Below are 21564 nucleotides of genomic sequence, written 5' to 3'. Positions count from 1 at the left end.
GCTCAGCGGGCGGGGGCTTCCCCGTCGAGGGGCGCCGCGGCCGGGCCTGGCCCGTCGAGGCCTGCCGCGGCCGGCGCTGCCGCGAACGCGAGGACGACCCGGGCCCCGCGCTCGCGCCCTTCCTCGATCCGGATGGATCCGCCGAAGGTCTTCATCCGGTTCGCGGAGAAATGCAGGCCGATACCGCTCGCGCCCTCCTTCGTCGTGAACCCGTACTGGAACACCTGCACCCGCGCGGTATCGGGGACGCCGGGCCCGTTGTCCTCCACGGCGCAGCACACCCCTGCCCCGTCCTGCCAGGTCGAGATCGCGATCCAGGGCTCGCGCGGGCCGCCGTCGACCGCGGCGCGCGCGTTGTCGAGCAGGTTGTAGAGGATCGTCAGGAGGTCGTGGCGGTTCGCCACGACGTCGTCGACCGGCCGCAGATCGAGCCGGACGGCGGCGCGCGCGTTCACGAGCGCCGGGCCGTGCGCGCGCAGCGATTCGTGGATGACCTCGTTCACGGAGAGCCGCTCGGTGCGGTACGCGTTCCTGTACGCATACCTCTCCTGCGCGCGGAGGGCGTCGCGGAGGACGTCGAGCTGCGCGCGCATGCGCCCGAGGTCGTCCGCCGTCTCCTGCTGCTCCTGCTCCACGGCGACGAGCGCCAGCTCGACGTACCGGCGCAGGCTCTCGCCGCGCGACGCGTCGGTCGGATCGGCGGCGCCCGCGTCGCCCCCCACGAGCTCGACGAGCGCCCGCTTCAGGCGCGGGAGCCGCGACCGCGCCACCCGATCGCGCGCCAGGTCGACGGCGATCCCGGCGCTGTTCAGCGTGTTGCCCGCGCTGTGGAGGACGTCCATGGCGACCTGGGCCATCCCCGAGTGGCGCGCGATCTCGGCCTGCTCCGCGCCGAGCTGCCGGTACGAGTCGTAGAGCCGCACCATCGATCGCACGCGCGCGAGGAGCTCCCTCGGGGAGAACGGCTTTACCAGGTACTCGTCGGCGCCCCCGTCGAGCCCCGACGCGACCGCCTCGTCGTCGGCGCGGGCGGTGACGAGGACGATCGGGATGTGGCGCAGCACGGGGTGGCCCTTCAGCCAGGCGGTGAGCTCGATGCCCGACATCTGCGGCATCATCACGTCCGACACGATGACGTGCGGCGGGGACCGCTCGATCAGCCGCTGCGCCTCGAGGCCGTTCGCCGCCTCCATCAGGCGGTAGCCCGGGGCGAGCAGCGAGCGCATGAACTGCCGCATGTCGGGGTTGTCGTCGACGAGGAGCAGCAGCGGCCTGTCCGGGCGCACGGGCGGCGGCGCGGCGCTCGGCGGCCCGGGCGGGCGGCTCGGCAGCGCCCCGGCGCCCCGGTCGCCCGCGTCGGGCTCGGGCTGCTCGGGCGCGGGGCCGTCGGGCGAGGCCTCCGAGGGCGGCAGCGAGCTGAGCCAGCGCCGCGTCTGCGCCGTGCTGGGCGCGCAGGTCAGGTCCGGGCCGGCGGGGCGCTCCGCGGGGCCTCCCGCGCCCGCCGCGTGCTCCTGCGCGGCGCCCGGGGCCGACCGCGGCAGGCGCACGCGGACGGCCGTGCCCTCGCCGAGCTCGCTCTCGATCGAGACAGCGCCGCACATGAGCTCGGCGAACTGCTTGACCAGCGAGAGCCCGAGCCCCGTGCCCTCGTACCGCCGCTTCACCGAGCCGTCGACCTGGGTGAACTTCGAGAACAGCTTGCCGAGGTCGTCCCCGGAGATGCCGATGCCCTCGTCGCGCACGCAGAGCTCGAACGAGGCGTCGTCGAGCGCGCGCAGCGCGACCTCGATGTGCCCCCCGGGGTGGGAGAACTTCAGCGCATTGCTGATGAGGTTGAGCAGGATGCGCTCGTATTTGTAGCGATCCAGCGAGACGACGCCGAGCGCGTCGCCGGTCATGGCCAGGGTGCGGCCCCGGCCCGCCGCGCTCGGCCGGATGTCGTCGAGCATCTGTGAAGTGAACCGGTTAATATCGACGGGCTCCCAGTCGACCTCCATCCGCGCCGCCTCGGCCTTGGAGAAGTGGAGGAGGTCGCTCACGACGTTGAGGAGGCGCGCCGTGTTGCGGCGGATGAGCTCGAGCTCGCCGCGCACCTCGCGCGGCAGGGCGCCGTGCTGCGCCTCGAGGAGGCGCTCGAGGGGGGACAGGATGAGGGTGAGGGGCGTGCGCAGCTCGTGGCTCACCGTGGCGAGGAAGTCGCTCTTGGCGCGGTTGGCGCGCTCCGCCTCGTCCTTGGCGCGCTCGAGCGCGATCTCGGTGAGCTTGCGGTCGGTGATGTCGGTCCAGGCGCCGAGGATGCCGAACACCTCGCCGTCCTCGTCCTTGAGCGGCACCTTGCACGTGAGCAGGTACCGATGGCTGCCGTCGGCCTGGCGCTGCGTCTCCTCGATGTTCAGCAGCGGCTCGCCCGAGGCCATGACGGCCTTGTCGACGCGGATGTAGTGCTCCGCCTCCTCCGCCGTCCAGGGCAGGTCGTGGTCGGTGAGGCCGATGATGTCATCGGGGCGGCTCAGCCCCGCGCCGCGGGCGTTCAGCTCGTTCGTGCCGATGTAAACGCAGTCGCGGTCCTTCCACCAGATGCTGTAAGGGAACGTCGAGACGATGTAGCGTAAGAGCTGCTCTTTCTGGGACTCCCTCAGGTTCGGCGGAGTGCGCTTTCGCGTTTTCAAGTCCGACATAAGCAAGCCACGACGCGAGCGGATCTTGACGTGAAGGCCAGCGCGACGTTCCTGGCCAGCCGCCCCAGGACGCCCCCGTGCAGTCCGGCGCCGCGGAGGGCCGCGGGCGGACCTGGGATCCATTGGCCATGGTACCGCACCGGGCGGCTCGCGCGCAACCTGCCGAAGCCGCGGCGCCGGGCGCGATGTGAGGCGGGCGGCGCCGCGCTGCAGGGACCAGCCGGGTGGGGTCGGCCGGATCGGGGACCTCCGTGATCGCGGACGGGATCCTCCGCGCAGCGCAGGCTGGAGACCTCGGAGGGATCCTGGAGCTCTATCGCGACCTCCTGCCTCGCGAGAGGAGAGAGATTTCAACGCCCCCGCGGCTCGTACCGGAGAACCCGCCGCTCGTCGGGCAAAACCCCTGCCTGGTCATCCGTCGCTCGATCTCGCCACCTCGTCTGGCAGCGTGGGTGCCCCATGACATCCCGTACAAGACGAGATTCTCTGTCGATGGTAGTTGCCCTTGCCGCGCTGCTTGTCCTGAACCCCGCCTGCGGATCGAGCTCCGGTACGCCGGACGCGCCGGACGACCTCCACGACGAGCTGGAGCGCCGCATCGACGCCGCGGCGATGGCCGGGTTCTCCGGATCGGGGCTGGTCACGGTGGACGGGGGCACGGCGCTCGCGCGCGGCTACGGTCTGGCGTCCGCAACGTCGTCGCCGCGAGGCCGTGCCGATCGCCGGGCGGGTCGAGCATCATGGGACTTCGCACATCGCTGCTTCCGGGCGGCACGCTGCTGACCGGAGGCGCGCAAGGCGTCCGCCATGCTGCTCCACGAGCGCTCGCGGCCTGGGACGGGCTGCGATACGGACAGCGACTGCGGGAGCGGCTTCAATGCCCGGCTCCATGTCCCGGCGAAGCCCGGGTCGCGCGGGACGTGCCCGATGGGCGCCGGCGGGCCGGGGGGAGGCGGAAGCGGCGGCGGTGGGGGCGATGGGAGCGAGGAGGCGGCGCCGGCGGGCCGCTGCGCCCCGCGCGCCACCCCCCCATGGTATGACCGCGTCCCCATGGCGAGCCGCTTCTACGTCACGACGCCCATCTACTACATCAACGACGTGCCGCACCTCGGCACCGCCTACACGACGATCGCCGCCGACGTGCTCTGCCGCTACCACCGGCTGCGCGGCCACGAGAGCCGCATGCTCACCGGCACGGACGAGCACGGCCTCAAGATCCAGCGCGCCGCCGAGGCGCGCGGCATCTCCCCGGGCGCCCACGCGGACGAGATCGCCGCCGCCTTCCGCGCCACGTGGCCGAAGCTCGGCTGCGCTCCGGACGACTTCATCCGCACGAGCGAGCCCCGCCACAAGAAGGGCGTGCAGGAGCTCTGGCGCCGCATCCAGGCGCGCGGGGACATCTACCTCGGCCATTACGAGGGGCTCTACTGCGTCGGATGCGAGGCCTACTATACCGAGAAGGATCTCCAGCAGCCCGGCAACATCTGCCCGCTGCACAACAAGCCCGCCGAGACCGTCAAGGAAGAGAGCTATTTCTTCCGCCTCTCCAGCTACGCAGACGCGCTGCTCGACTTTTACAAGCGCAACCCCACCTTCGTGCAGCCTGTCAGCCGCCTCAACGAGGTGACGAGCTTCGTGCGCGAGGGGCTCCAGGATCTCTCCGTCTCCCGCACCACGTTCCAGTGGGGAATCCCCGTCCCCGATGACCCGAAGCACGTCATGTACGTCTGGTTCGACGCGCTGGCGAACTACATGACCGCCCTCGGCGAGCCCGAGGACAACACGCGCTTCTGGCCCGCGGACGTTCACCTCGTGGGCAAGGACATCCTCCGCTTCCACGCCGTCTACTGGCCCGCGTTCCTGCTCTCCGCCGGCTACAGCGAGGCGGAGCTCCCGCGGCAGGTCTTCGCCCACGGGTTCCTCACCTACAGCGGCCAGAAGATGTCGAAGACGCTTCGCAACACGATCAGCCCCGTCGAGGTGGCGGACGCGATCTCCGAGGCGGCCGCGGCGGCCCTGCCCGGCGGCCCGGCTGCGGCCGCTGGCGCGCCGCCCGTCGGGGTGGACGTGGTGCGCTATTGCCTCATGCGCGCGATCTCCTTCGGTCAGGACGGCGACTTCGGCCTCCAGGACGTCCTGGCGCGGTACGCCTCGGAGCTCGGCAACGCGCTCGGCAACCTGCTGAACCGGGTGCTGCCGTTCGCCGAGGAGGTCCCCGAGAAGGGGGAGCCCGGCCCGCTCGAGGCGGAGCTCGCCAGCGCGCAGCGACAGGCCTCGTCGGCCGCGATCGCCGCGTTCGACGCGAACCAGCCGACGCGCGCGCTCGACGCGATCTGGACGGCGATCGGCGCGGCGAACCTCTACGTCGACAAGGCCGCTCCGTGGGCGGCCAAGAAGACGGACCCGCGGCGCCTCGCCACGATCATCGCGACATTGATCGAGCAGCTCGAGGCGATCAGCGTGATGATCTCCCCCGTGCTGCCGGTCGTGGCCGACAGGATGCGCGATCAGCTCGGGCTGCCGCCGATCGCGCCCGCGGTGGGGCACGATCAGTGGCCGTTCAACCCTCCTGTCCGCAAGCCCGGCGAGAAGCTCCGCCGGGGCTCGCCCATCTTCCCGCGCCTCGAGAAGGCGAAAGAGGCCGAGCTGCTCGCCCGGTTCGCCCCGCCCCCGGCCGACGCCGCCCCGCCGCAGCCCGACGCCGGCGCGAAGCCCGCCGCCGAGGCCAAGGCCGCAAACGCCGCTCCCGCCGCAACCGCCGCCCCCGGGGCGGCGGGCGGCGCCGGAGCGCCCGCCCCTCCGGCGCACCAGAGCAAGGCGCCCGTGGCGTTCGACGACTTCGCCAAGCTGGACCTCCGGATCGGCCTTGTCACGAGCGCCGAGCGCGTGAAGAAGAAGGACCGGCTGCTCGATCTGCGGGTCGACACAGGCGACGGCGCGCCCCGGCGCATCATCTCGGGGATCGCCGCCAGCTACGCCCCGGAAGAGCTGGTCGGCAAGCGGGTCGTCGTCATCTGCAACCTGCTGCCGCGCGACTTCGGCAAAGGGCTCGTGTCCGAGGGCATGTTGCTGACCGCCGAGGTCGAAGGGCGCGTCCGCACCATCACGGTCGAGGACGCCGCGCCGGGCACCCCCGTCCTCTGACGCCGCGCCCCGTTCACATCCACGGCATCACGCGCGCACGACAGACAAGCGCCACGAGCACGGTCTCCGCTGTACTCCGTCGCACGGGCTGACCTGACGCAGGTCGCGGCGTCGCGATCGTGCTCTACGCGGGGTGGACGACGGCCCTCCCGGGTCCGGCGGCGCGCGTGGCCGGGGGCGTGCTAGAAATCTTCGATGCGCAGTCGCCTTGGCTTGAGGAGGCGGTGAGCATCTCGCTCAGGGGACGCGATGCCATGGCCCTGGCCATGGCGATCGCGGCGCACCTCGCGCTCTTCGCCGCGCCGACGCGCGAGCGGCTCCCCGAGCCGCCTGCCGGGCCACCCGCGCTCGTGGATGGCATCGATGTCGAGCTCGAGGAGCCCGCCCCCCGCGCCGCGGCGCTGCCGGCCGGAGCCGCGCCCGGCGCGAGCGAGCCCGAGCAGGCGGGCGAGCTCGGCAAGGCCGCCCCGGTCGAAAAGACCCAGGCGCCCGCGCCCGGCGCAGCGGCCGCCAAGGTGGCCTCCGTCGAGCGCGCGAGGCCCGCGCCGGCCGCCCCCGAGGCGCCCCCGCCCCCGGCCGAGTCCCCTGCCCCCGCGGCCGAGGCCCCTGCCGCCGAGGCCCCTGCCGCCGAAGCTCCCGCCCCCGCGGCCGAGGCCCCTGCCGCCGCGGCGCCCGGCCCCGCGCCGCCCGCGCCCCCCGGCGACGAGTACGGCGGGCCGCCCCCGGCGGCGGGCGGGGGCATCGCGCTCGCGCCCGGGCTCGGGGCGCCGCTCTGGACCGTGCCCGGCGCGCTCCCCGCGCCCGACGCGCCGCGGGCCGCCCCGACGGCCGCCCCGCTCCCTCGCCCCGTGGATCCGGCCATCGCGGGCAAGGTCCTGAGCGGCACGCTGCACAGCAAGGACAAGAGCGTGGGCATCAGCGTCCCGGCCGCCGGCGTGGTGGCGAGCACGCTGGCGAGCACGGTGCGCTCCTCGGCCGCGCCCCTCGACGCCCGCGCGACGTTCGAGGTCAAGCTCGGCGCCGACGGCCAGGTCCTCGGCGTCCGGCTGGTGAGCGCGACGGCCGGCGACGGCCCCACGTGGGAGCGCATCGTGGGCGAGGCGAAGGGCGCGCTCGCCGGCAGCGCGCTTCAGATGGGGTCGGACCGGGCGCCGGTGACCGTGACCGTCAAGGTCCAGTCCAAGGTGCAATATCCCTCCGGCAGCAAGAAGAAGCCCACGGCGGAGCTCGTGTGCGCCGAGGAGGTGCTCGAGAAGCTGCAGCAGACCGTGGAGAACCCGAGCCAGCTCGGCGAGCTGCGCGGCGGGGGCGGCGACGGGCCGCCGCCGGCGGCCGACATGGACGCGGAAGAGCGGAAGAGGGCCTTCTGCATCCCCGTCGGCCTCCGCGCCGGGGGCGATCTGTCCGATGTCGGGGCGCACAGGGTCAACGTGGTCTCGGCGTCCTTCGTGGTGAAGCGCGAGGGCGAGCGCGCCCTGCCGCACGAGGACATCCTGCCGGTCGACACGCGCGTGCCGTGGGCGCCCAAGGACCCGAAGAAGATGAAGCTGCCGCCGCGCCCCAAGAAGAAGTGGAAGAAGAAGCAGCAGCAGCCTTAGCGCGGTGTCGCTCGCTACCCCGGCGCGCCGGCCCGGGGGCTCCGGTTCGACAGGTTGATGAGGACGATGGCCGACAGGATGATGGCCATGCCGAGGCTCTGCGCCGGGCCGATCGACTCCCGGAGGAACAGGAGCCCGGCGATCCCGGTGAGCACCACCGTGAATGTGCAGCGCGAGATAGCCAAGGACCACGAGGGTCCTGGGCGGCTGCAGGGGCAGCGCTCGCACCTTCATCCCATGGGCACGCCGCAGGCGCTTGGCGATCGACACGCGCTTGGGCGGCGTCTCCGGGTGATCCATGCTCAATCCTCAAGGACTCAGGCTCCGCGCGACGGCTGCGTGCATGCGCTGGCGCACGCTGCTGAAGCGGTATTCGCCGGCCGTCGCGCCCGACAGTGGCGCCCACGAATTCGTCATTCGTTGTTCCGGGCGCAGGATTTCGGGACGGCGGCGCGGGGAATGGCCGGGATCACGCGAAAACGTGCTGGCACGCTGGCACGGACACACGAGCTGGCACGCGCCTCGTCGCAGGCGACGCACGAGGACCTGCAGGCGCGCGTCAACGCGGCAAAGCTGCGCGACTGTCCGTCAGCCCGCGGCGGCGCTGCGCCTGCCCGGCTCGAAGCAGATCGGCAGGCGCGCGGGGCCGAGGACGTTGAGGGCCTCGCGCGCTCCCACGGCTCCTTGCTCGCGAGCCTCCGGCAGGGAGACGACGCAGACGGGGGAAGGCACCGGCGCGCGCGCGGCGCGCCTCACCCGGTCCAGGCCGCCCAGACGTCGTCGCGCTCGACGCGCGGCGCGCGCTCGGTGACCAGCCTGGCGAACACCGTCGGGTGCGGGACGCGATCGAGGCTCACCGTCTGCCAGGGAAACACTGTCTGGCCCCGGAAGAAGGCGACTCGGCCCGACTGCAAGCGCACGAGGGAGAGAGCGCTCCAGGCCACGTGGTGCTCGCGGATCGCGATCCCCTGCCCGTCGAGGCGCACCGGACCGAACGTCAGGACCTCGCCGTCCTTGATCGCGCGCCGCGCGTCGTCCATCAGGGGATGAGAGCAGCACAGGAGTATCCGGCGGGCCACCTCCTGGCCGTCCGTGACCTCGACAGGCACGGAGCGCTGCGCGCCGGAGTGCTCCACGAGGCGGAGGCCGCGGAGGAACACGAAGCTCCCGAACGGCGTCGCGCTCCGGTCGAGGTCGAACCACACCTCGTCCACGTCGTCGAACACCACGACCTCGCGCCCCTCCCGGCGAGCGACGACGACGCCGTGGTCGTACAGCTCGATCCGCAGCCCGCGGTGGCGCAGCGCAGCCGACGCGAGCACGGCGAAGCCCGCGAGCCCGAACGGCAACGACAGGAAGAAGCCCTGCCAGCCGGCGATGACGGCGCCGATCACGCTCGTGAACACGAGGAGCAGCGCGCCCCGCGCGACCTGGAACAGCGCGAAGTTCCGGCGCTGCGCGTGAACGGAGCGGAGGTCGCCGAGGCGCTGATCCTCGGGAGGCGCCGTCGGGCGCTCCGCCGGCTGGCGGAAGGGGTGCGGCTGCACAGAGAGGCCGTAGCACAGGCCCGGCCGCGGCCGCGAGTTCTGCGCGGGCGCGCCACCGCGGCATCTCCTCGATCGCGTCACCGTCGCGCCGCGGCGCTCCCAGCGCGGCTGGCTGCGCGAGGGAGCTCGCTCGCGCGGGCGACCCAGGAGTCGCCCGATGCTCCTGGACCGCAACGCTGATGTCTGCAGACCTCAGTCGACCCGCCGCCGAGCCGCCCTGAAGCGCGAAATCACTGCGCGCGCCGGCGCCGACGCCGCGCGCGTGCGTGCACACGGCTTGCATGGGCGGCGCTGCGAAGTCCGGATCGCAGCGCGAGCCGCCTGCCGAGGCCGCCTGGATTTCGGTCGACCGCGGTTCGAAAAGTCCACCGGCGGCATCCAGCGACGTCCTATAAGACCGCCTGCGATTCGAGGCAGCGTGCCGTTCCTCCGCTGGAGGAAGCGGCGTTTCCCACAACTCGCCTGCGCGCCGGAGCAGTCCACGGCCGCTCGCCCCAATGCACTCTTGAAGGTGATCCTGCGCATGAGAGCCCATTCTCCCCCTCGATGGATCTGCGGCGCCGCCGCGCTAGCCGCGGCGGCGTGGGCCGCGCCAGCGTCCGCTCAGGAGGCGGACGCGGAGCGCGGCCTTGCCCTTGACCGATTCAGCCCAGCGCCCGCCGGCGATCGGATGTTTGGCGTGCCGTCGCCCTATGCGGCCTCGCCCAGGCAGGACGGCAGCCCGACGCTCCACCTGATGCTGCTCGGCGACTACGCGCACAACCCGCTCGTGCTCACGCGCCAGGGGCAGGCTGAGCCGATCGACTCGATCGTGGAGCACCAGCTCTTCCTGCACCTGAACGGCTCGCTCACGCTCTGGGACCGCCTCCACGTCAACGTCGACGTGCCGCTCGCCGTGCTGCAGCAGGGCGGAAACCCGACGGCGGAGGGGCTCTCGTTCCCGTCGCCGAGCGGCGCGGAGATCGGCGACCTCCGGCTCGGGCTGCGGCTGCGGCTGCTGGGCGAGTACTTCGACCCGTTCCAGCTCGCCATCGGCGGCACCATGTGGCTGCCGACCGGCAACGGCGAGCGCGGCTCGTACGTGGGCGAGGGGACGGTGCGCGGCATGCCCCAGATCATCGCCGGCGGCAGGGTCCCGCACCTCACGTGGTCGGTCGCGGCCGGCGTCGACCTGCGCCCCGCGCAGACGTTCGCGCAGGTGCGGCAGGGGCTGATGTTCAACGGCGGCGCGGGCGTCGGCCTGCTGCTGCTGCCCGAGGAGCAGCTCCAGATCGGGCCCGAGGTGACCGTGTCGACGGTGCTGGAGGACCCGGACGCGCGCAACACGAACGTCGAGGCGCTGCTCGGCGTGCGCTACCGCTTCGCGCCCGCGGTGCGCGACTTCGAGATCGGCGTCGCCGCCGGCCCTGGGTTCACCTCGGGCATCGGCACCCCGGACTTCCGCGCTGTCGCGATGCTCGCGTACTCGCCCGAGGTCCGGCGCGTGGACCCCGACCGCGACAAGGACGGCATCCCCAACGAGCAGGACGCCTGCCCGGAGACGCCCGGCGTGAGCGACGCCGACCCGAAGAAGAACGGCTGCCCGCCCTCCGATCGCGACGAGGACGGCATCCTCGACCGCATCGACGCGTGCCCGGACACGCCCGGCATCGCGAACGACGACCCGAAGAAGCACGGCTGCCCGCCGCCAGGGGACCGCGACAAGGACGGCATCACCGACGACGTCGACGCGTGCCCGGACGAGGCCGGCCCGAGCAACGAGGACCCGAAGAAGCACGGCTGCCCGCCGCCGCCGGACAGGGACGGCGACGGCGTGATCGACGCGGAGGACGCCTGCCCCGATATCCCCGGTCTCCGCACCTCGGATCCGGCGACGAACGGCTGCCCCGGCGATCGCGACGGCGACACGGTGCGCGACGACAAGGACGCCTGCCCCGACGAGAAGGGCAAGCCCGATCCGGATCCGGGCAAGAACGGCTGCCCCGTCGCTGTGCGCGTGACCGAGCAGGAGATCGTCATCCTCCAGCAGGTGCAGTTCGACACCGGCAAGGCGACCATCAAGAAGGCGAGCGACGAGCTCCTCGATGAGGTCGCGGGTGTGCTGAAGGAGCACCCGGAGATCACCAAGATCGAGGTGCAGGGGCACACCGATCCGCGCGGCGGACGCGCGTACAATGTCCGGCTCAGCCAGGCGAGGGCCGAGTCGGTCACGAAGGCGCTGGTCCAGCGCGGCGTCGAGGCCGAGCGGCTCGCGTCGAAGGGCTACGGGCCTGACGTCCCGATCGCGGAGAACGACACCGACGAGGGACGCCAGAAGAACCGCCGCGTGCAGTTCAAGATCATCGAGAAGAAGCCGAAGCAGCAGCAGGAGGCGCCGTGAAGAGACGTTGGGTCATAGGTAGTCTTGTCGGGCTCGCTTGCGTGGGCGGGCAGGGCCGCGCCGCGCACGCCGAGCCCGCGCTGCGCGTGCAGGTCGATCAGCGGGGCGATTTCCTCCTCATCGGGAACACGCTCGGCCACGAGTGCGGCAGGGATGACATCGAGTCGCCCGTGCTGGGCGACATCGGCCCCTGCGGGAGCAACACCGGCGACAGCGCGCCCGACATCTTCTGGCGCGCCGACTCGCCCGCGGAGGGCGGGGCGGAGGCGAACGCCAACATCACCGCGGCGCAGGCGCGCACCACCGCGGTGCTAGAGGTGCCGGCCGGCGCCAGGGTCACCCACGCGTACCTGTACTGGGGCGCGCACCTCGGCACCAGCGGGAGCGCGGACGAGGCCGTCACCCTGGAGCGGCCCGGCGCGAGCGGCTTCTCCGAGGAGGTGACCGCCATCGACAGCATCGAGAAGACCAGCTCGGGGCGCGTCTACTACCAGTCGGTCGCGGACATCACCGCCGTCGTGCAGGCGCGGGGCTCCGGCGCGTACCGGGTGAGCGGCGTCGACACGGCGACCTTCACGAACAACAACTTCGACAACCACTTCGCCGGGTGGTGGCTCGTCGTGTTCTACGAGCTCGCCTCGTCGCCGCCGCGCAACCTCGCGCTCTTCGACGGGCTCGACACGGTGGCCAGCGGATCGACCCAGAGCGCCACCCTGTCGGGGTTCGTGGTGCCGAACGCGGGCTACGACGCGAAGCTCGGCATCGTCGCGTTCGAGGGCGACGTGGCCTTCGGTGGAGATCAGTTCTTCTTCAACGGGCCGCCGGCGCTCGGCAACGATCTGAGCCCGGCCGACAACTTCTTCAACGGCACGCGGTCCTACCTCAACATGCCGGTGTCGAACGTCGGGGACCTGCCGCAGCTCGCCGGAAGCGCGGGGAGCATGGCCGGCATGGACATCGACGTCCTCGACATCACGACCAAGGTGACCCCTGGGCAGACCTCGGCGCCCATCCAGGCGTCGAGCAACAACGATCTGTACTTCCTCGCCGGGTTCATCACGTCGATCTCGACCTTCAGGCCGGACTTCACGTCCTCCACGAAGACGGTGACCGACGTGAACGGCGGGCGGCTGCGCCCGGGCGACGTGCTCCAGTACACGATCCAGGTCGCCAACAGCGGCAACGACGCCTCGATCAACACCGTGCTCACCGATCCGCTGCCCGCGGGCGTGACGTACGTGCCGGGCTCGCTCTCGATCACGGCCGGCGCCAACACGGGCGCGAAGACGGACGCGGTCGGCGACGACCAGGGCGAGTTCGACGCCGCGTCGCGCACGATCCGCGTGCGGCTCGGCGCTGGCGCGAACGGGACGGCGGGGGGCACGCTCGCCTCCGGCGCGACGACGGCGATCACCTTCCAGGTGAGGGTCGACGCCGGCGTCTCGGGCCTCATCGCCAACCAGGCGATCGTCCACGCCGCCGGGCAGCAGGGCGCGCCGGCCGAGGACACGCCGACCGACGGCAACGGCCCGGAGGGCGGCGTGCCGCCGACCGAGGTGTCCGTCGACGAGTGCGAGACGAACGCGGACTGCGCCGCGCCGACGGCGTACTGCGACACGGCGGCGCCGCCCTTTACGTGCGTCGAGTGCCTCACCGACGCGCACTGCGGGCCGCTGTCGCCGACCTGCGACGCCGACGCCAACACCTGCGTGTGCGAGCCCTCGGGGGCCGAGGTCTGCGGCGACGCGATCGACAACGACTGCGACGGCGTGATCGGCAACGGTTGCGACTCGGACGAGGACGGGATCGACGATCCCACCGAGATCGCCGCCGGCACCGACCCGAACGACGCGGACAGCGACGACGACGGCGTGCCCGACGGCGAGGAGCCGCGCTTCGACGAGGACACCGACGGCGATGGCCTCATCAACGCGCTCGACCCCGACAGCGACAACGACGGGCTCTATGACGGCACCGAGCTCGGCCTGCCCTGCGACAACCCGGCCACCAACGCCGCCGCGGGCCACTGCCGCGCCGACGGGGACGAGGGGGCGACAAAGACCGATCCGCTCGACGCCGACAGCGACGACGGCGGCGTGCCCGACGGGCACGAGGACTTCGACCTCGACGGCGTCGTCGACGAGGGCGAGACCGATCCGAACGACGGCGCGGACGACGTGCCGCCGGTGGACACCGACGGCGACGGGCTGAGCGACGACCTCGAGGAGACGATCGGGAGCGATCCGCTCGACGCCGACAGCGACGACGACGGCGTGCTCGACGGCCAGGAGCCGAACCCCGCCGACGACACCGACGGCGACGGGCTCATCAACGTGCTCGACGTGGACAGCGACAACGACGGGCTGTTCGACGGCACCGAGCTCGGCCTGCCCTGCGACAACGCCGCGACCGACGTCACCGCGGGCCACTGCCGCGCCGACGCGGACGGAGGGGCGACAAAGACCTCACCGATCGACCCGGACACCGACGACGGCGGCGTGCCCGACGGCCAGGAGGACTCCAACCTCGACGGCGCCATCGACGCGGGCGAGACCGATCCGAACAACGGCGAGGACGACGTGCCGCCGGTGGACACCGACGGCGACGGGCTGAGCGACGACCTCGAGGAGACGATCGGCACCGACCCGAACGACGCCGACAGCGACGACGACGGCGTGCTCGACGGGCACGAGCCGAACTTCAGCGACGACCACGACGGCGACGGGCTCATCAACGCGCTCGACCCCGACAGCGACGGCGACGGGCTGTTCGACGGCACCGAGCTCGGCCTGCCCTGCGACAACGCCGCGACCGACGCGGCGGCGGAGACCTGCATCGCGGATGCGGATCCCACGACGACAACGCACCCGCTCGATCCGGACACGGACGACGGCGGCGTGCCCGACGGCGCGGAGGACGCGAACCACAACGGCGCCATCGACGAGGGCGAGACCGATCCCAACAACGGCGATGACGACGCGGTGGGGGACGATCGCGACGGCGACGGGCTGCCCGACGCGGTCGAGGAGATGATCGGGACCGATCCGGACGACGCCGACAGCGACGACGACGGCGTGCTCGACGGGCACGAGCCGAGCCCCGGCGAGGACACCGACGGGGACGGGCTCATCAACGCGCTCGACGTGGACAGCGACAACGACGGGCTGTTCGACGGCACCGAGCTCGGCCTGCCCTGCGACAACGAGGCCACCAACGCGGACGCGGGCCACTGCCGCGCCGACGCGGACGAGGGGGCGACGAAGACCAACCCGCTCGACGCGGACACCGACGACGGCGGCGTGCCCGACGGCCAGGAGGATTTCAACCTCGACGGCGCCATCGACGCGGGCGAGACCGATCCGAACAACGGCGAGGACGACGTGCCGCCGGCGGACACCGACGGCGACGGGCTGAGCGACGACCTCGAGGAGCACCTCGGCACCGATCCGAACGACGCCGACAGCGACGACGACGGCGTGATCGACGGCGAGGAGCCGAACTTCAGCGACGATCACGACGGCGACGGGCTCATCAACGCGCTCGACCCCGACAGCGACGGCGACGGGCTGTTCGACGGCACCGAGCTCGGCCTGCCCTGCGACAACGCGGCGACCGACGCGGCGGCGGAGACCTGCATCCCGGATGCGGATCCCACGACGACAACGAACCCGCTCGATCCGGACACGGACAACGGTGGCGTGAGCGACGGCGACGAGGACGCCAACCACAACGGCGCGATCGACGAGGGCGAGACCGATCCCAACGATCCCGCCGACGATCGGCCCCAGGCCTGCCGGCAGGACATCGACTGCGGCGGCCCGACGAGCGGGATGATCTGCGAGGAGCACCAGTGCGTGGAGGGTTGCCGCGGCGCTGACGGCAACGGCTGCCCGTCCGGCGATGTGTGCACCTCGACCGACAGCTCGCCGGGCACCTGCGAGCCCGGTCCCGGGGAGCCCCACGACCCGAGCGGCATCTTCGCCGAGGGCAACGGCCTCTGCGCCGCGCGGCCCACGCCGGCCGGCAGCGGCCCGGGCGCGGGGGCGCTGCTGCCCCTGCTCGGCGCCCTCGCCGGCCTCGCGCTGCGCCGTCGGCGCCGCGCCTAGCGGACGAGAGCGAGCCCACGGCCGCGCGTCCCCGCCTGAGCTGGCGGGATGACGCTCCCACGAGCGGCCGTGGGCGCCCCACCCGCCCCTCCTGCACCGAACATCTCACCGACGCGATCCTTCGTCACAGCGGCCCTCCGCGAGAGGGCGGCCGTGAGCGCCGCGAAGAGGCGCGCTCCCACGACCACCACGGGTTGACAGCGGCATCGGCGAGCGGGTCTCATCGAGGGTGGACTCATGGCCACGAGCAGCCCGCCGCGTGCCAGCGTGACGCCCCTCGGAGCTGCGACCGCCGCCGCCGTGAGCTGGCGGTTCAAGGGCGAGCTCCGGGTGACAGCGATCGTGAAGGCCACCTTCGCGTTCGCCAGCGACACGGCGATGCCGCGCGTCGCGCCGCAGGAGATCATCCGGGCGGAGATCCATCACGGCGCCCTGCCCTCGCGGAGCGTCCGGTTCACGACCGACCTGGTCCCTCGCCTGCTTCAGGCCGACGTGCTCTGGACCGGCCATGCGCATGCGCCGCACGGCCGCCCTGTCGAGGCGTTGCCCGTCCGGCTCGGGCTCTTCTCGTCGAGCGGATGGACGCTGCTGGACAAGACGCTGATGGTCCGGAAGCGGGGCGGCTTCGTGCGGCTCCCTGTCGATCACGAGCACGCCTACGGCGGGCCCGGCTTCCCGGGAAACCCCTTCGGGATCGGCTACGCGGAGGGCGAGCCGAACATCCTCGATCCGCGCGACGCGAAGCGCGTGGCCGGCTTCGGTCCGATCTCGCAGGCCACGCCTGCCCGCAGGCGGCTCCTCGGCGCGGCCCCGCGCGCCCTGCTCGAGCGCGCGATCGCCGAGATCCCCGACGATCTCTGCTGGGAGTGCTTCCAGGCAGCGCCGCCCGACCAGCGCACGCCCCTCCTGCGCGGCGACGAGTGGATCGTGATGGACGGCCTGCACCCGAGCGCCCCGCGCGTACGCATGCGCCTGCCCGACGCGCGCGGCTTCGCGCGCATCCACGGCCTCTCGGACCTCGGCGTGGATGAGCGCGAGGCGCTCCCGCTCAGCGCCGACATGCTGCGCATCGACGGCGACGAGCAGCGCTGCACGGTGACGTGGCGCGGCAGCTTTCCCGTGCCCGCCGAGGGCGCGCTCTCTCGGATGCGCATCCTGGCCGGCGTCGAGCTCCCGGGCGAGCCGATCGCGTGGCCGGCCCCGGGCGCCGCGATCCACAGCGCCGGAGCGGCGGTCCCGGGGCTCGCGCCCCGGTCCGGCGCGGACGACGGGGACGACTACGCCCTGGCGTCGACCCTCGCGACGTCCCCCGAGGCGAGCCAGACGGCGAGGCTCGACGGGACGATCGACCTCGCGGACAGGTCGGTCGCGCTGCTGCCGGCCGCGTCGATGCTGCCGTTTCGACCGGCGCCCGCGGGCGCCTCGCCGCTGGCGCAACCCGCGCCGCCGCCGCTCGAGGCGCCGGTCGGCAGGCCGGAGACGGTGCCTCTGCCGAAGGAGATCATCGAGTTCGCAGCGAGCCTGCCGGCGACCCCCTTCACGGCCGCGCCGCCCCCCGCCCCACCGGCCGCGCCGCCCCCCGCCCCACCGGCCGCGCCGCCCCCCACCCCGCCGGCCGCGCCGCCCCCCGCCCCGCCGGCCGCGGGGCGCGCCTTCACCTGGTCCACGCCGCCTCCCGAGCCACCGCCCCCCGGGGCGTCCGCCGGGCCGCCGAAGCCCCCCGCGAAGCTCGACGTGAAGGCCCTGCTGTACGGCACCGGCAAGAGGCGGAGCTGACCCACCGATGCGCGCGAGGACCGGGAATGGACCACAGCAGAGCAGGAGCCCCTCGCGGATGCGGAGGTTGACCCCGCGCCCTCGGCTCCAACCCACACCGCCGCCTGCGCGGCGCTTGTACCGGATCGGCCCTCCGGGCCCGACCTGCAGTGGAGCGGAGGACGAGCGATGACGGAAGCCTCGGGGACGCTGAGCGTTCGCATCGAGTCGGAGCGGGGGTCGTGGGACAACGTCCAGGTCCGCGAGCTCTCCGGGCGAGAGGCGATCTCGCAGCTCTTCTCGTTCGATATCGACATCGTGATCGACGAGGGCCACGAGCTCCCGGCCGACGCCGCGCCCGGCGCCGAGGTCAGCCTCGTCTTCGAGTCCGACGGCGAGGAGATCCGCCGCGTCTCGGGCATGCTCGGACCCATCCGGGACCGCCTCGATCCGCTGGCCGAGCGCTCCACCTGTCGCCTGCGCCTCGTGCCGCGCGCGTTCCGGCTCACCCTCGTCGAGACGCAGGAGATCTTCATGGACCGCAGCGTTCCGGACATCCTCCGGAGCAAGCTCGAGCGGCACGGCCTCGGCACGGAGGACATCGAGCTGCGGCTGCTCGAGAGCTACCCGGAGCGCGAGTTCGTCGTGCAGTACGGCGAGAGCGACCTCGCGTTCATCAGCCGCCTGGCCGAGCACGTCGGGATCAGCTTCTTCTTCGAGCACGAGGACGGCCGCGACAGGCTTGTCTTCACCGACCATCCGTCCGGCTTCCGCCCCGCCGCGGGCGCGGCGACGGTGCCTTTCCGCGCCCGCGGCGAGGCCGCGGGCGTCTTCGCCCTCGAGGTGACGACCGATCTGGTGCCCACCAACTACGTCGTGCAGGACTACAACTACCGCGCTCCGCAGCTCGACCTGACGGCCTACACCGGCCTGGAGTCGGGCGACGGCGGCGGCGTCGTCGAGTACGGCAGCCACGTCAAGACGCCCGAGGAGGCCCGGAGGCTCGCGCAGATCCGGGCCGAGGAGCGGCTCTCGCGGCAACGCGTGTACGAGGGCAAGGCCAGCCGCGCGGCGCTGTCCGCCGGGCGGCGCGTGACGCTGATCGAACACCCGCGCCTCCCGGGCCCCGAGGAGCTGCTCCTCGTCGAGGTGGAGCACGAGGCGCGCTTCCCCGTGTTCAAGGACACCGGCGAGCAGAGCCCCTATTACAGGAACGCCTTCCGCGCGATCCCGGCCCACGTCGCCTACCGGCCGCCGCGCCGGACGCCGAGGCCGCGCATCTCCGGCGTGGTGACCGGGATCGTGCAGCCGGGGCCCGGGGGGAAGACGAACGGGATCGCGCAGCTCGACGCCGAGGGGCGCTACACGGTCCAGCTCCATTTCGACACGGCGCAGCCGGGCGAGCAGAAGGCCTCGCGCCCGGTCCGGATGGCGCAGCCCTTCAGCGGCATGGGGCACGGGATGCACTTCCCCCTGCGCCCGGGCACCGAGGTCCTCGTGGGGTTCGCCAACGGCGACCCGGATCGCCCGGTGATCCTCGGGGCCATGTTCCACCCGCTCGCGCCCTCGCCCGTGGCGGCGCGCAACGCCAACCAGAGCCGCATCGCCATGGCCTCGGGCGCCATGCTCGAGATCTCGGAGAAGCAATGACGAAGCCCACGACGGTCGGGATCCACTTCCGCTCCGAGGCCGCCCCGGCCGGAGGGTTCACCGTGCTGGGGCTCCGCGGCGAGGAGGCGCTGTCGCGCCCGTACCGCTTCGAGATCGATCTGGCGTCGCCCGATCCCGCGCTGCCGCTCGACGACATCGCCGGCGCGGCCGGCGAGCTCGACCTCGCCGGCCGCGCGATCCCGGGGGTCGTTGTCGAGGTGGAGCAAGGCGGCGCGCTCGGCGCCGGCCGGTACGCCTACCGGGTCGCGCTCGTGCCGCGCCTCGCGCTGCTCGGCCTCGCGCGGCAGACGCGGATCTACCAGCGGCTCAGCGTGCCCGACCTGGTGGAGGCGGTGATCGCCGAGAGCGGCCTCGCGATCGAGGTGGAGCGGCGGCTCGAGGGGGCGTACCCGCCGCGCGAGCACGCCGTGCAGTACCAGGAGAGCGCGCTCGACTTCGTCTCGCGGCAGCTCGAGCAGGCGGGCATCAGCTACTTCATCGAGCCGCGGGGCGGGGCCGAGCGGCTCGTCCTCTGCGACCACCCGGGCGGCTTCCGGGGCGCGGTCGAGGCCTCCATGGGCGAGGGGGAGGCCGCCCAGGTGCGCGCGCTGCGCTGCCGGCGCCGGCTGTCGCCGCGCGCTGTCGTGCTGCTCGACTACAACGAGCGCACGCCGGAGGTGCCGCTCCAGGCCGAGGCCGAGGTCGACGGCCGCGGCTTCGGGCTGCTCATCGACGAGGGCGGCCCGTTCGCGACGCCCGAGGAGGGCGCCGCGCTCGCCGCCGCGCGCGCCGAGGAGCTGCGCTGCCGGGCGGCCGTGTACGACGGCGCGATCGGCGCGCCGCTCGCCGCGGGCGCGCGCCTCGGGCTCTCCGGCCACTTCCGGGCCGACTGGAACCGCGATTACCTGGTGACGCGCGCCGTGCACCGCGCAGAGGCGGGCGACGGGCCGCGCTACGCCTGCGAGTTCGAGGCCATCCCGGCCTCGACGCGCTATCGCCCGCCGCGCGCCACGCCGAGGCCGCGCCTCGAGGGCGCGATGGTCGCGCACGTCGACGCGCGCGGCCCGGAGGGCACCGCGGCGGTCGACGCCGAGGGCCGCTACCGCGTTGTGATGCCGTTCGACCTGAGCGGCGCGGCCGAGGCGCAGGCCTCGGTGCCGATGCGCCTGGCGACGCCCTACGGCGGCGCCGACGAGGGCATGCACTTCACGCTGCGCAAGGGCGCCGAGGTGCTGTGGACCGGCGTCGGCGGCGACCCCGAGCGGCCGGTGATCACCGGGGTCGTGCCCAACGCGAAGAGCCGCGTGGTGACGAGCGCGGACGAGGGGCGCGGCCGCATCCGGATGCCGAACGGGGCCATGGTCGAGATGGGCGGCGGCTCCGGGCGCCCGCGCGCCCGAGGCGCCGACGGCGCGCCGGCCTCGCGGGCCGGCGCCGACGGCGCGCTGCCGCTGGAGCAGCAGCTCGGCCAGGACGACATCACGACGACAGCGAGCGCCGCGGAGGACTGGATCCGCATCGCGGTCCCGCACAGCGACGGGAAGTACAGCTACCTGCGGTACGGCGAGCGCGCGACAGCGTCGGCCGGCACGTTCACCGAGTCCGCGCGGCTAGATCCGGCGGACGGGTTCGGCGACGGCGGCTGGACGTGGTCGAGCCTCGATACCGGCTACGACATCAGCTCCGCGGACCGCGACAAGGGGAGCGCCGCGCACTTCGGCTGGGCCGCGAGCGACGGGATCTACGATCACACGGACGGCAACCGCACGGTCGTGACCCAGGGCGATCACCAGTCGGTCACCGTGGGCAACCGCACCGACGTCGTCCTCGGGAACTACCGGCTCGTGATCCCCAGCCGGACGTTCGGCATGTACGACGCCGACTTCTACTCGATGACGTTCAGCAACGACTGGCAGGGCTGGCGCAAGACCCAGCGCAGCCACGTCTCGTCGGTCAACCTCACGTACGGCGACAACTCGAGCTTCTTCACAGGCATCAACTTCGGGATGAGCCTCGGCGGGAGCTACAACATCGCGGCGGGCGTGAACGGCAACGTCTTCCTCGGGCTCAACACAGGGATCACGGCCGGGATGACGTGCAACATCGCGTACGGGCCGGTGCTCGAGTTCGGCAGCACGAAGAAGCTCACCACGGCCGACGAGCAGGACATCAAGGCGCGCTCCAAGGTGCACCTGCGCGTGCGGACCACCGACAAGCCGGCGATCGAGGCCGCGAAGCCGTGGGTGGCCGCTGTCGCGGCGGGCGCCGCGGGCGCGGTGTTCGGCGCGGGCGGCGCGGCCGCGGGCAAGGACGACCTCGACAAGGGCGGCGGGCTCACGGGGATGACGTGGGGCATCGCGACGCTCGGGGCGCTCGTCGGGTCGTACCTGGTCCACAAGCTCGCGCACGCGAACCCGGTGAACGACGCCGAGCTGATCATCGAGCCGACCCAGATCCTGCTGCGCTGCGGCGGGGCGGCCGGCGCGACGATCAAGATCGAGCCCGCCGCGATCGAGCTCGCCTGCGGCACCAGCAGCCTCAAGCTCGACGCGACCGGCGTCGTGGCCAAGTCGGGGACCGCCGTCCTGGAGCTGAGCGCCCCGAGCGCGATCTCCACCCTGAAGTTCGGCGGCAACCAGGTAACGGTCGACGCCGCGGGAGCCCTGATCCGGGGGCAGCAGCTGCAGTTCTTCTGAGGAGCGCGCG

At 73.0% G+C, this 21564-nt stretch carries 11 protein-coding genes; 8 read left to right on the top strand and 3 right to left on the bottom strand.

Annotated elements, in window-relative coordinates:
* Window positions 1–2: 2 nt before the first annotated feature.
* The gene (locus WMF42_RS00775) at window positions 3–2678 is read right to left on the bottom strand and encodes an ATP-binding protein (RefSeq protein ID WP_437689775.1); all 2676 of its coding nucleotides are present in this window, start codon (window positions 2676–2678) and stop codon (window positions 3–5) included.
* A 492-nt stretch (window positions 2679–3170) separates the two neighbouring features.
* Here WMF42_RS00775 and WMF42_RS00770 point away from each other — a divergent pair, with 492 nt between their 5' ends.
* The 3 genes from WMF42_RS00770 (at window position 3171) to WMF42_RS00760 (ending at window position 7420) form a co-directional block, all read left to right on the top strand.
* Window positions 3171–3461 (top strand): hypothetical protein, encoded by a 291-nt coding sequence (locus WMF42_RS00770; protein ID WP_437689774.1) that lies wholly within the window; start codon window positions 3171–3173, stop codon window positions 3459–3461.
* Window positions 3462–3485: 24 nt separating this feature from the next.
* Window positions 3486–5822: a methionine--tRNA ligase gene (gene metG / locus WMF42_RS00765; protein WP_437689773.1), complete on the top strand. Its 2337-nt coding sequence runs from the start codon at window positions 3486–3488 to the stop codon at window positions 5820–5822.
* 224 nt (window positions 5823–6046) lie between these two features.
* Window positions 6047–7420, top strand: coding sequence for a hypothetical protein (locus WMF42_RS00760; RefSeq protein ID WP_437689772.1), 1374 nt, complete (start codon window positions 6047–6049; stop codon window positions 7418–7420).
* Window positions 7421–7434: 14 nt separating this feature from the next.
* Here WMF42_RS00760 and WMF42_RS00755 read toward each other — a convergent pair whose 3' ends face one another.
* On the bottom strand, window positions 7435–7605 hold the full coding sequence (locus WMF42_RS00755) for a hypothetical protein (RefSeq protein ID WP_155798265.1): 171 nt from the start codon (window positions 7603–7605) through the stop codon (window positions 7435–7437).
* A 567-nt stretch (window positions 7606–8172) separates the two neighbouring features.
* Window positions 8173–8967 (bottom strand): DUF6585 family protein, encoded by a 795-nt coding sequence (locus tag WMF42_RS00750; protein ID WP_061607448.1) that lies wholly within the window; start codon window positions 8965–8967, stop codon window positions 8173–8175.
* A gap of 670 nt (window positions 8968–9637) precedes the next feature.
* Here WMF42_RS00750 and WMF42_RS00745 point away from each other — a divergent pair.
* The 5 genes from WMF42_RS00745 to WMF42_RS00725 all read left to right on the top strand — a co-directional run bounded on the left by WMF42_RS00745 (window position 9638) and on the right by WMF42_RS00725 (window position 21554).
* Window positions 9638–11347 carry an OmpA family protein gene (locus tag WMF42_RS00745; RefSeq protein WP_437694456.1) on the top strand — a complete coding sequence of 570 codons (1710 nt, stop codon included), beginning with the start codon at window positions 9638–9640 and terminating at the stop codon, window positions 11345–11347.
* A 41-nt stretch (window positions 11348–11388) separates the two neighbouring features.
* A complete protein-coding gene (locus tag WMF42_RS00740) occupies window positions 11389–15453 on the top strand; it encodes a DUF3344 domain-containing protein (protein ID WP_437689771.1) in 4065 nt (1354 codons plus the stop codon).
* 237 nt (window positions 15454–15690) lie between these two features.
* Window positions 15691–17229 (top strand): DUF2169 family type VI secretion system accessory protein, encoded by a 1539-nt coding sequence (locus tag WMF42_RS00735; protein WP_437689770.1) that lies wholly within the window; start codon window positions 15691–15693, stop codon window positions 17227–17229.
* Window positions 17230–17397: 168 nt separating this feature from the next.
* Window positions 17398–18858 carry a type VI secretion system Vgr family protein gene (locus WMF42_RS00730; protein WP_061611989.1) on the top strand — a complete coding sequence of 487 codons (1461 nt, stop codon included), beginning with the start codon at window positions 17398–17400 and terminating at the stop codon, window positions 18856–18858.
* On the top strand, window positions 18855–21554 hold the full coding sequence (locus tag WMF42_RS00725) for a type VI secretion system Vgr family protein (protein WP_437689769.1): 2700 nt from the start codon (window positions 18855–18857) through the stop codon (window positions 21552–21554). The genes WMF42_RS00730 and WMF42_RS00725 overlap by 4 nt, the downstream gene beginning before the upstream one ends.
* Window positions 21555–21564 lie beyond the last annotated feature (10 nt).

This window comes from Sorangium sp. So ce176 (assembly GCF_051519835.1).
Classification (GTDB): domain Bacteria; phylum Myxococcota_A; class Polyangia; order Polyangiales; family Polyangiaceae; genus Sorangium; species Sorangium cellulosum_G.
Note: the sequence above shows the minus strand (reverse complement) of the source record. Positions and strands in the feature narration are given on the sequence as shown.

What these genes read in the sequence shown, in the direction of transcription:
- WMF42_RS00775 (WP_437689775.1), bottom strand. Translation starts at nt 2,678, where the DNA reads ATGTCGGACTTGAAAACGCGAAAGCGCACTCCGCCGAACCTGAGGGAG.
- WMF42_RS00770 (WP_437689774.1), top strand. Translation starts at nt 3,171, where the DNA reads ATGGTAGTTGCCCTTGCCGCGCTGCTTGTCCTGAACCCCGCCTGCGGA.
- metG (WP_437689773.1), top strand. Translation starts at nt 3,486, where the DNA reads ATGCTGCTCCACGAGCGCTCGCGGCCTGGGACGGGCTGCGATACGGAC.
- WMF42_RS00745 (WP_437694456.1), top strand. Translation starts at nt 9,638, where the DNA reads ATGTTTGGCGTGCCGTCGCCCTATGCGGCCTCGCCCAGGCAGGACGGC.
- WMF42_RS00735 (WP_437689770.1), top strand. Translation starts at nt 15,691, where the DNA reads ATGGCCACGAGCAGCCCGCCGCGTGCCAGCGTGACGCCCCTCGGAGCT.
- WMF42_RS00730 (WP_061611989.1), top strand. Translation starts at nt 17,398, where the DNA reads ATGACGGAAGCCTCGGGGACGCTGAGCGTTCGCATCGAGTCGGAGCGG.
- WMF42_RS00725 (WP_437689769.1), top strand. Translation starts at nt 18,855, where the DNA reads ATGACGAAGCCCACGACGGTCGGGATCCACTTCCGCTCCGAGGCCGCC.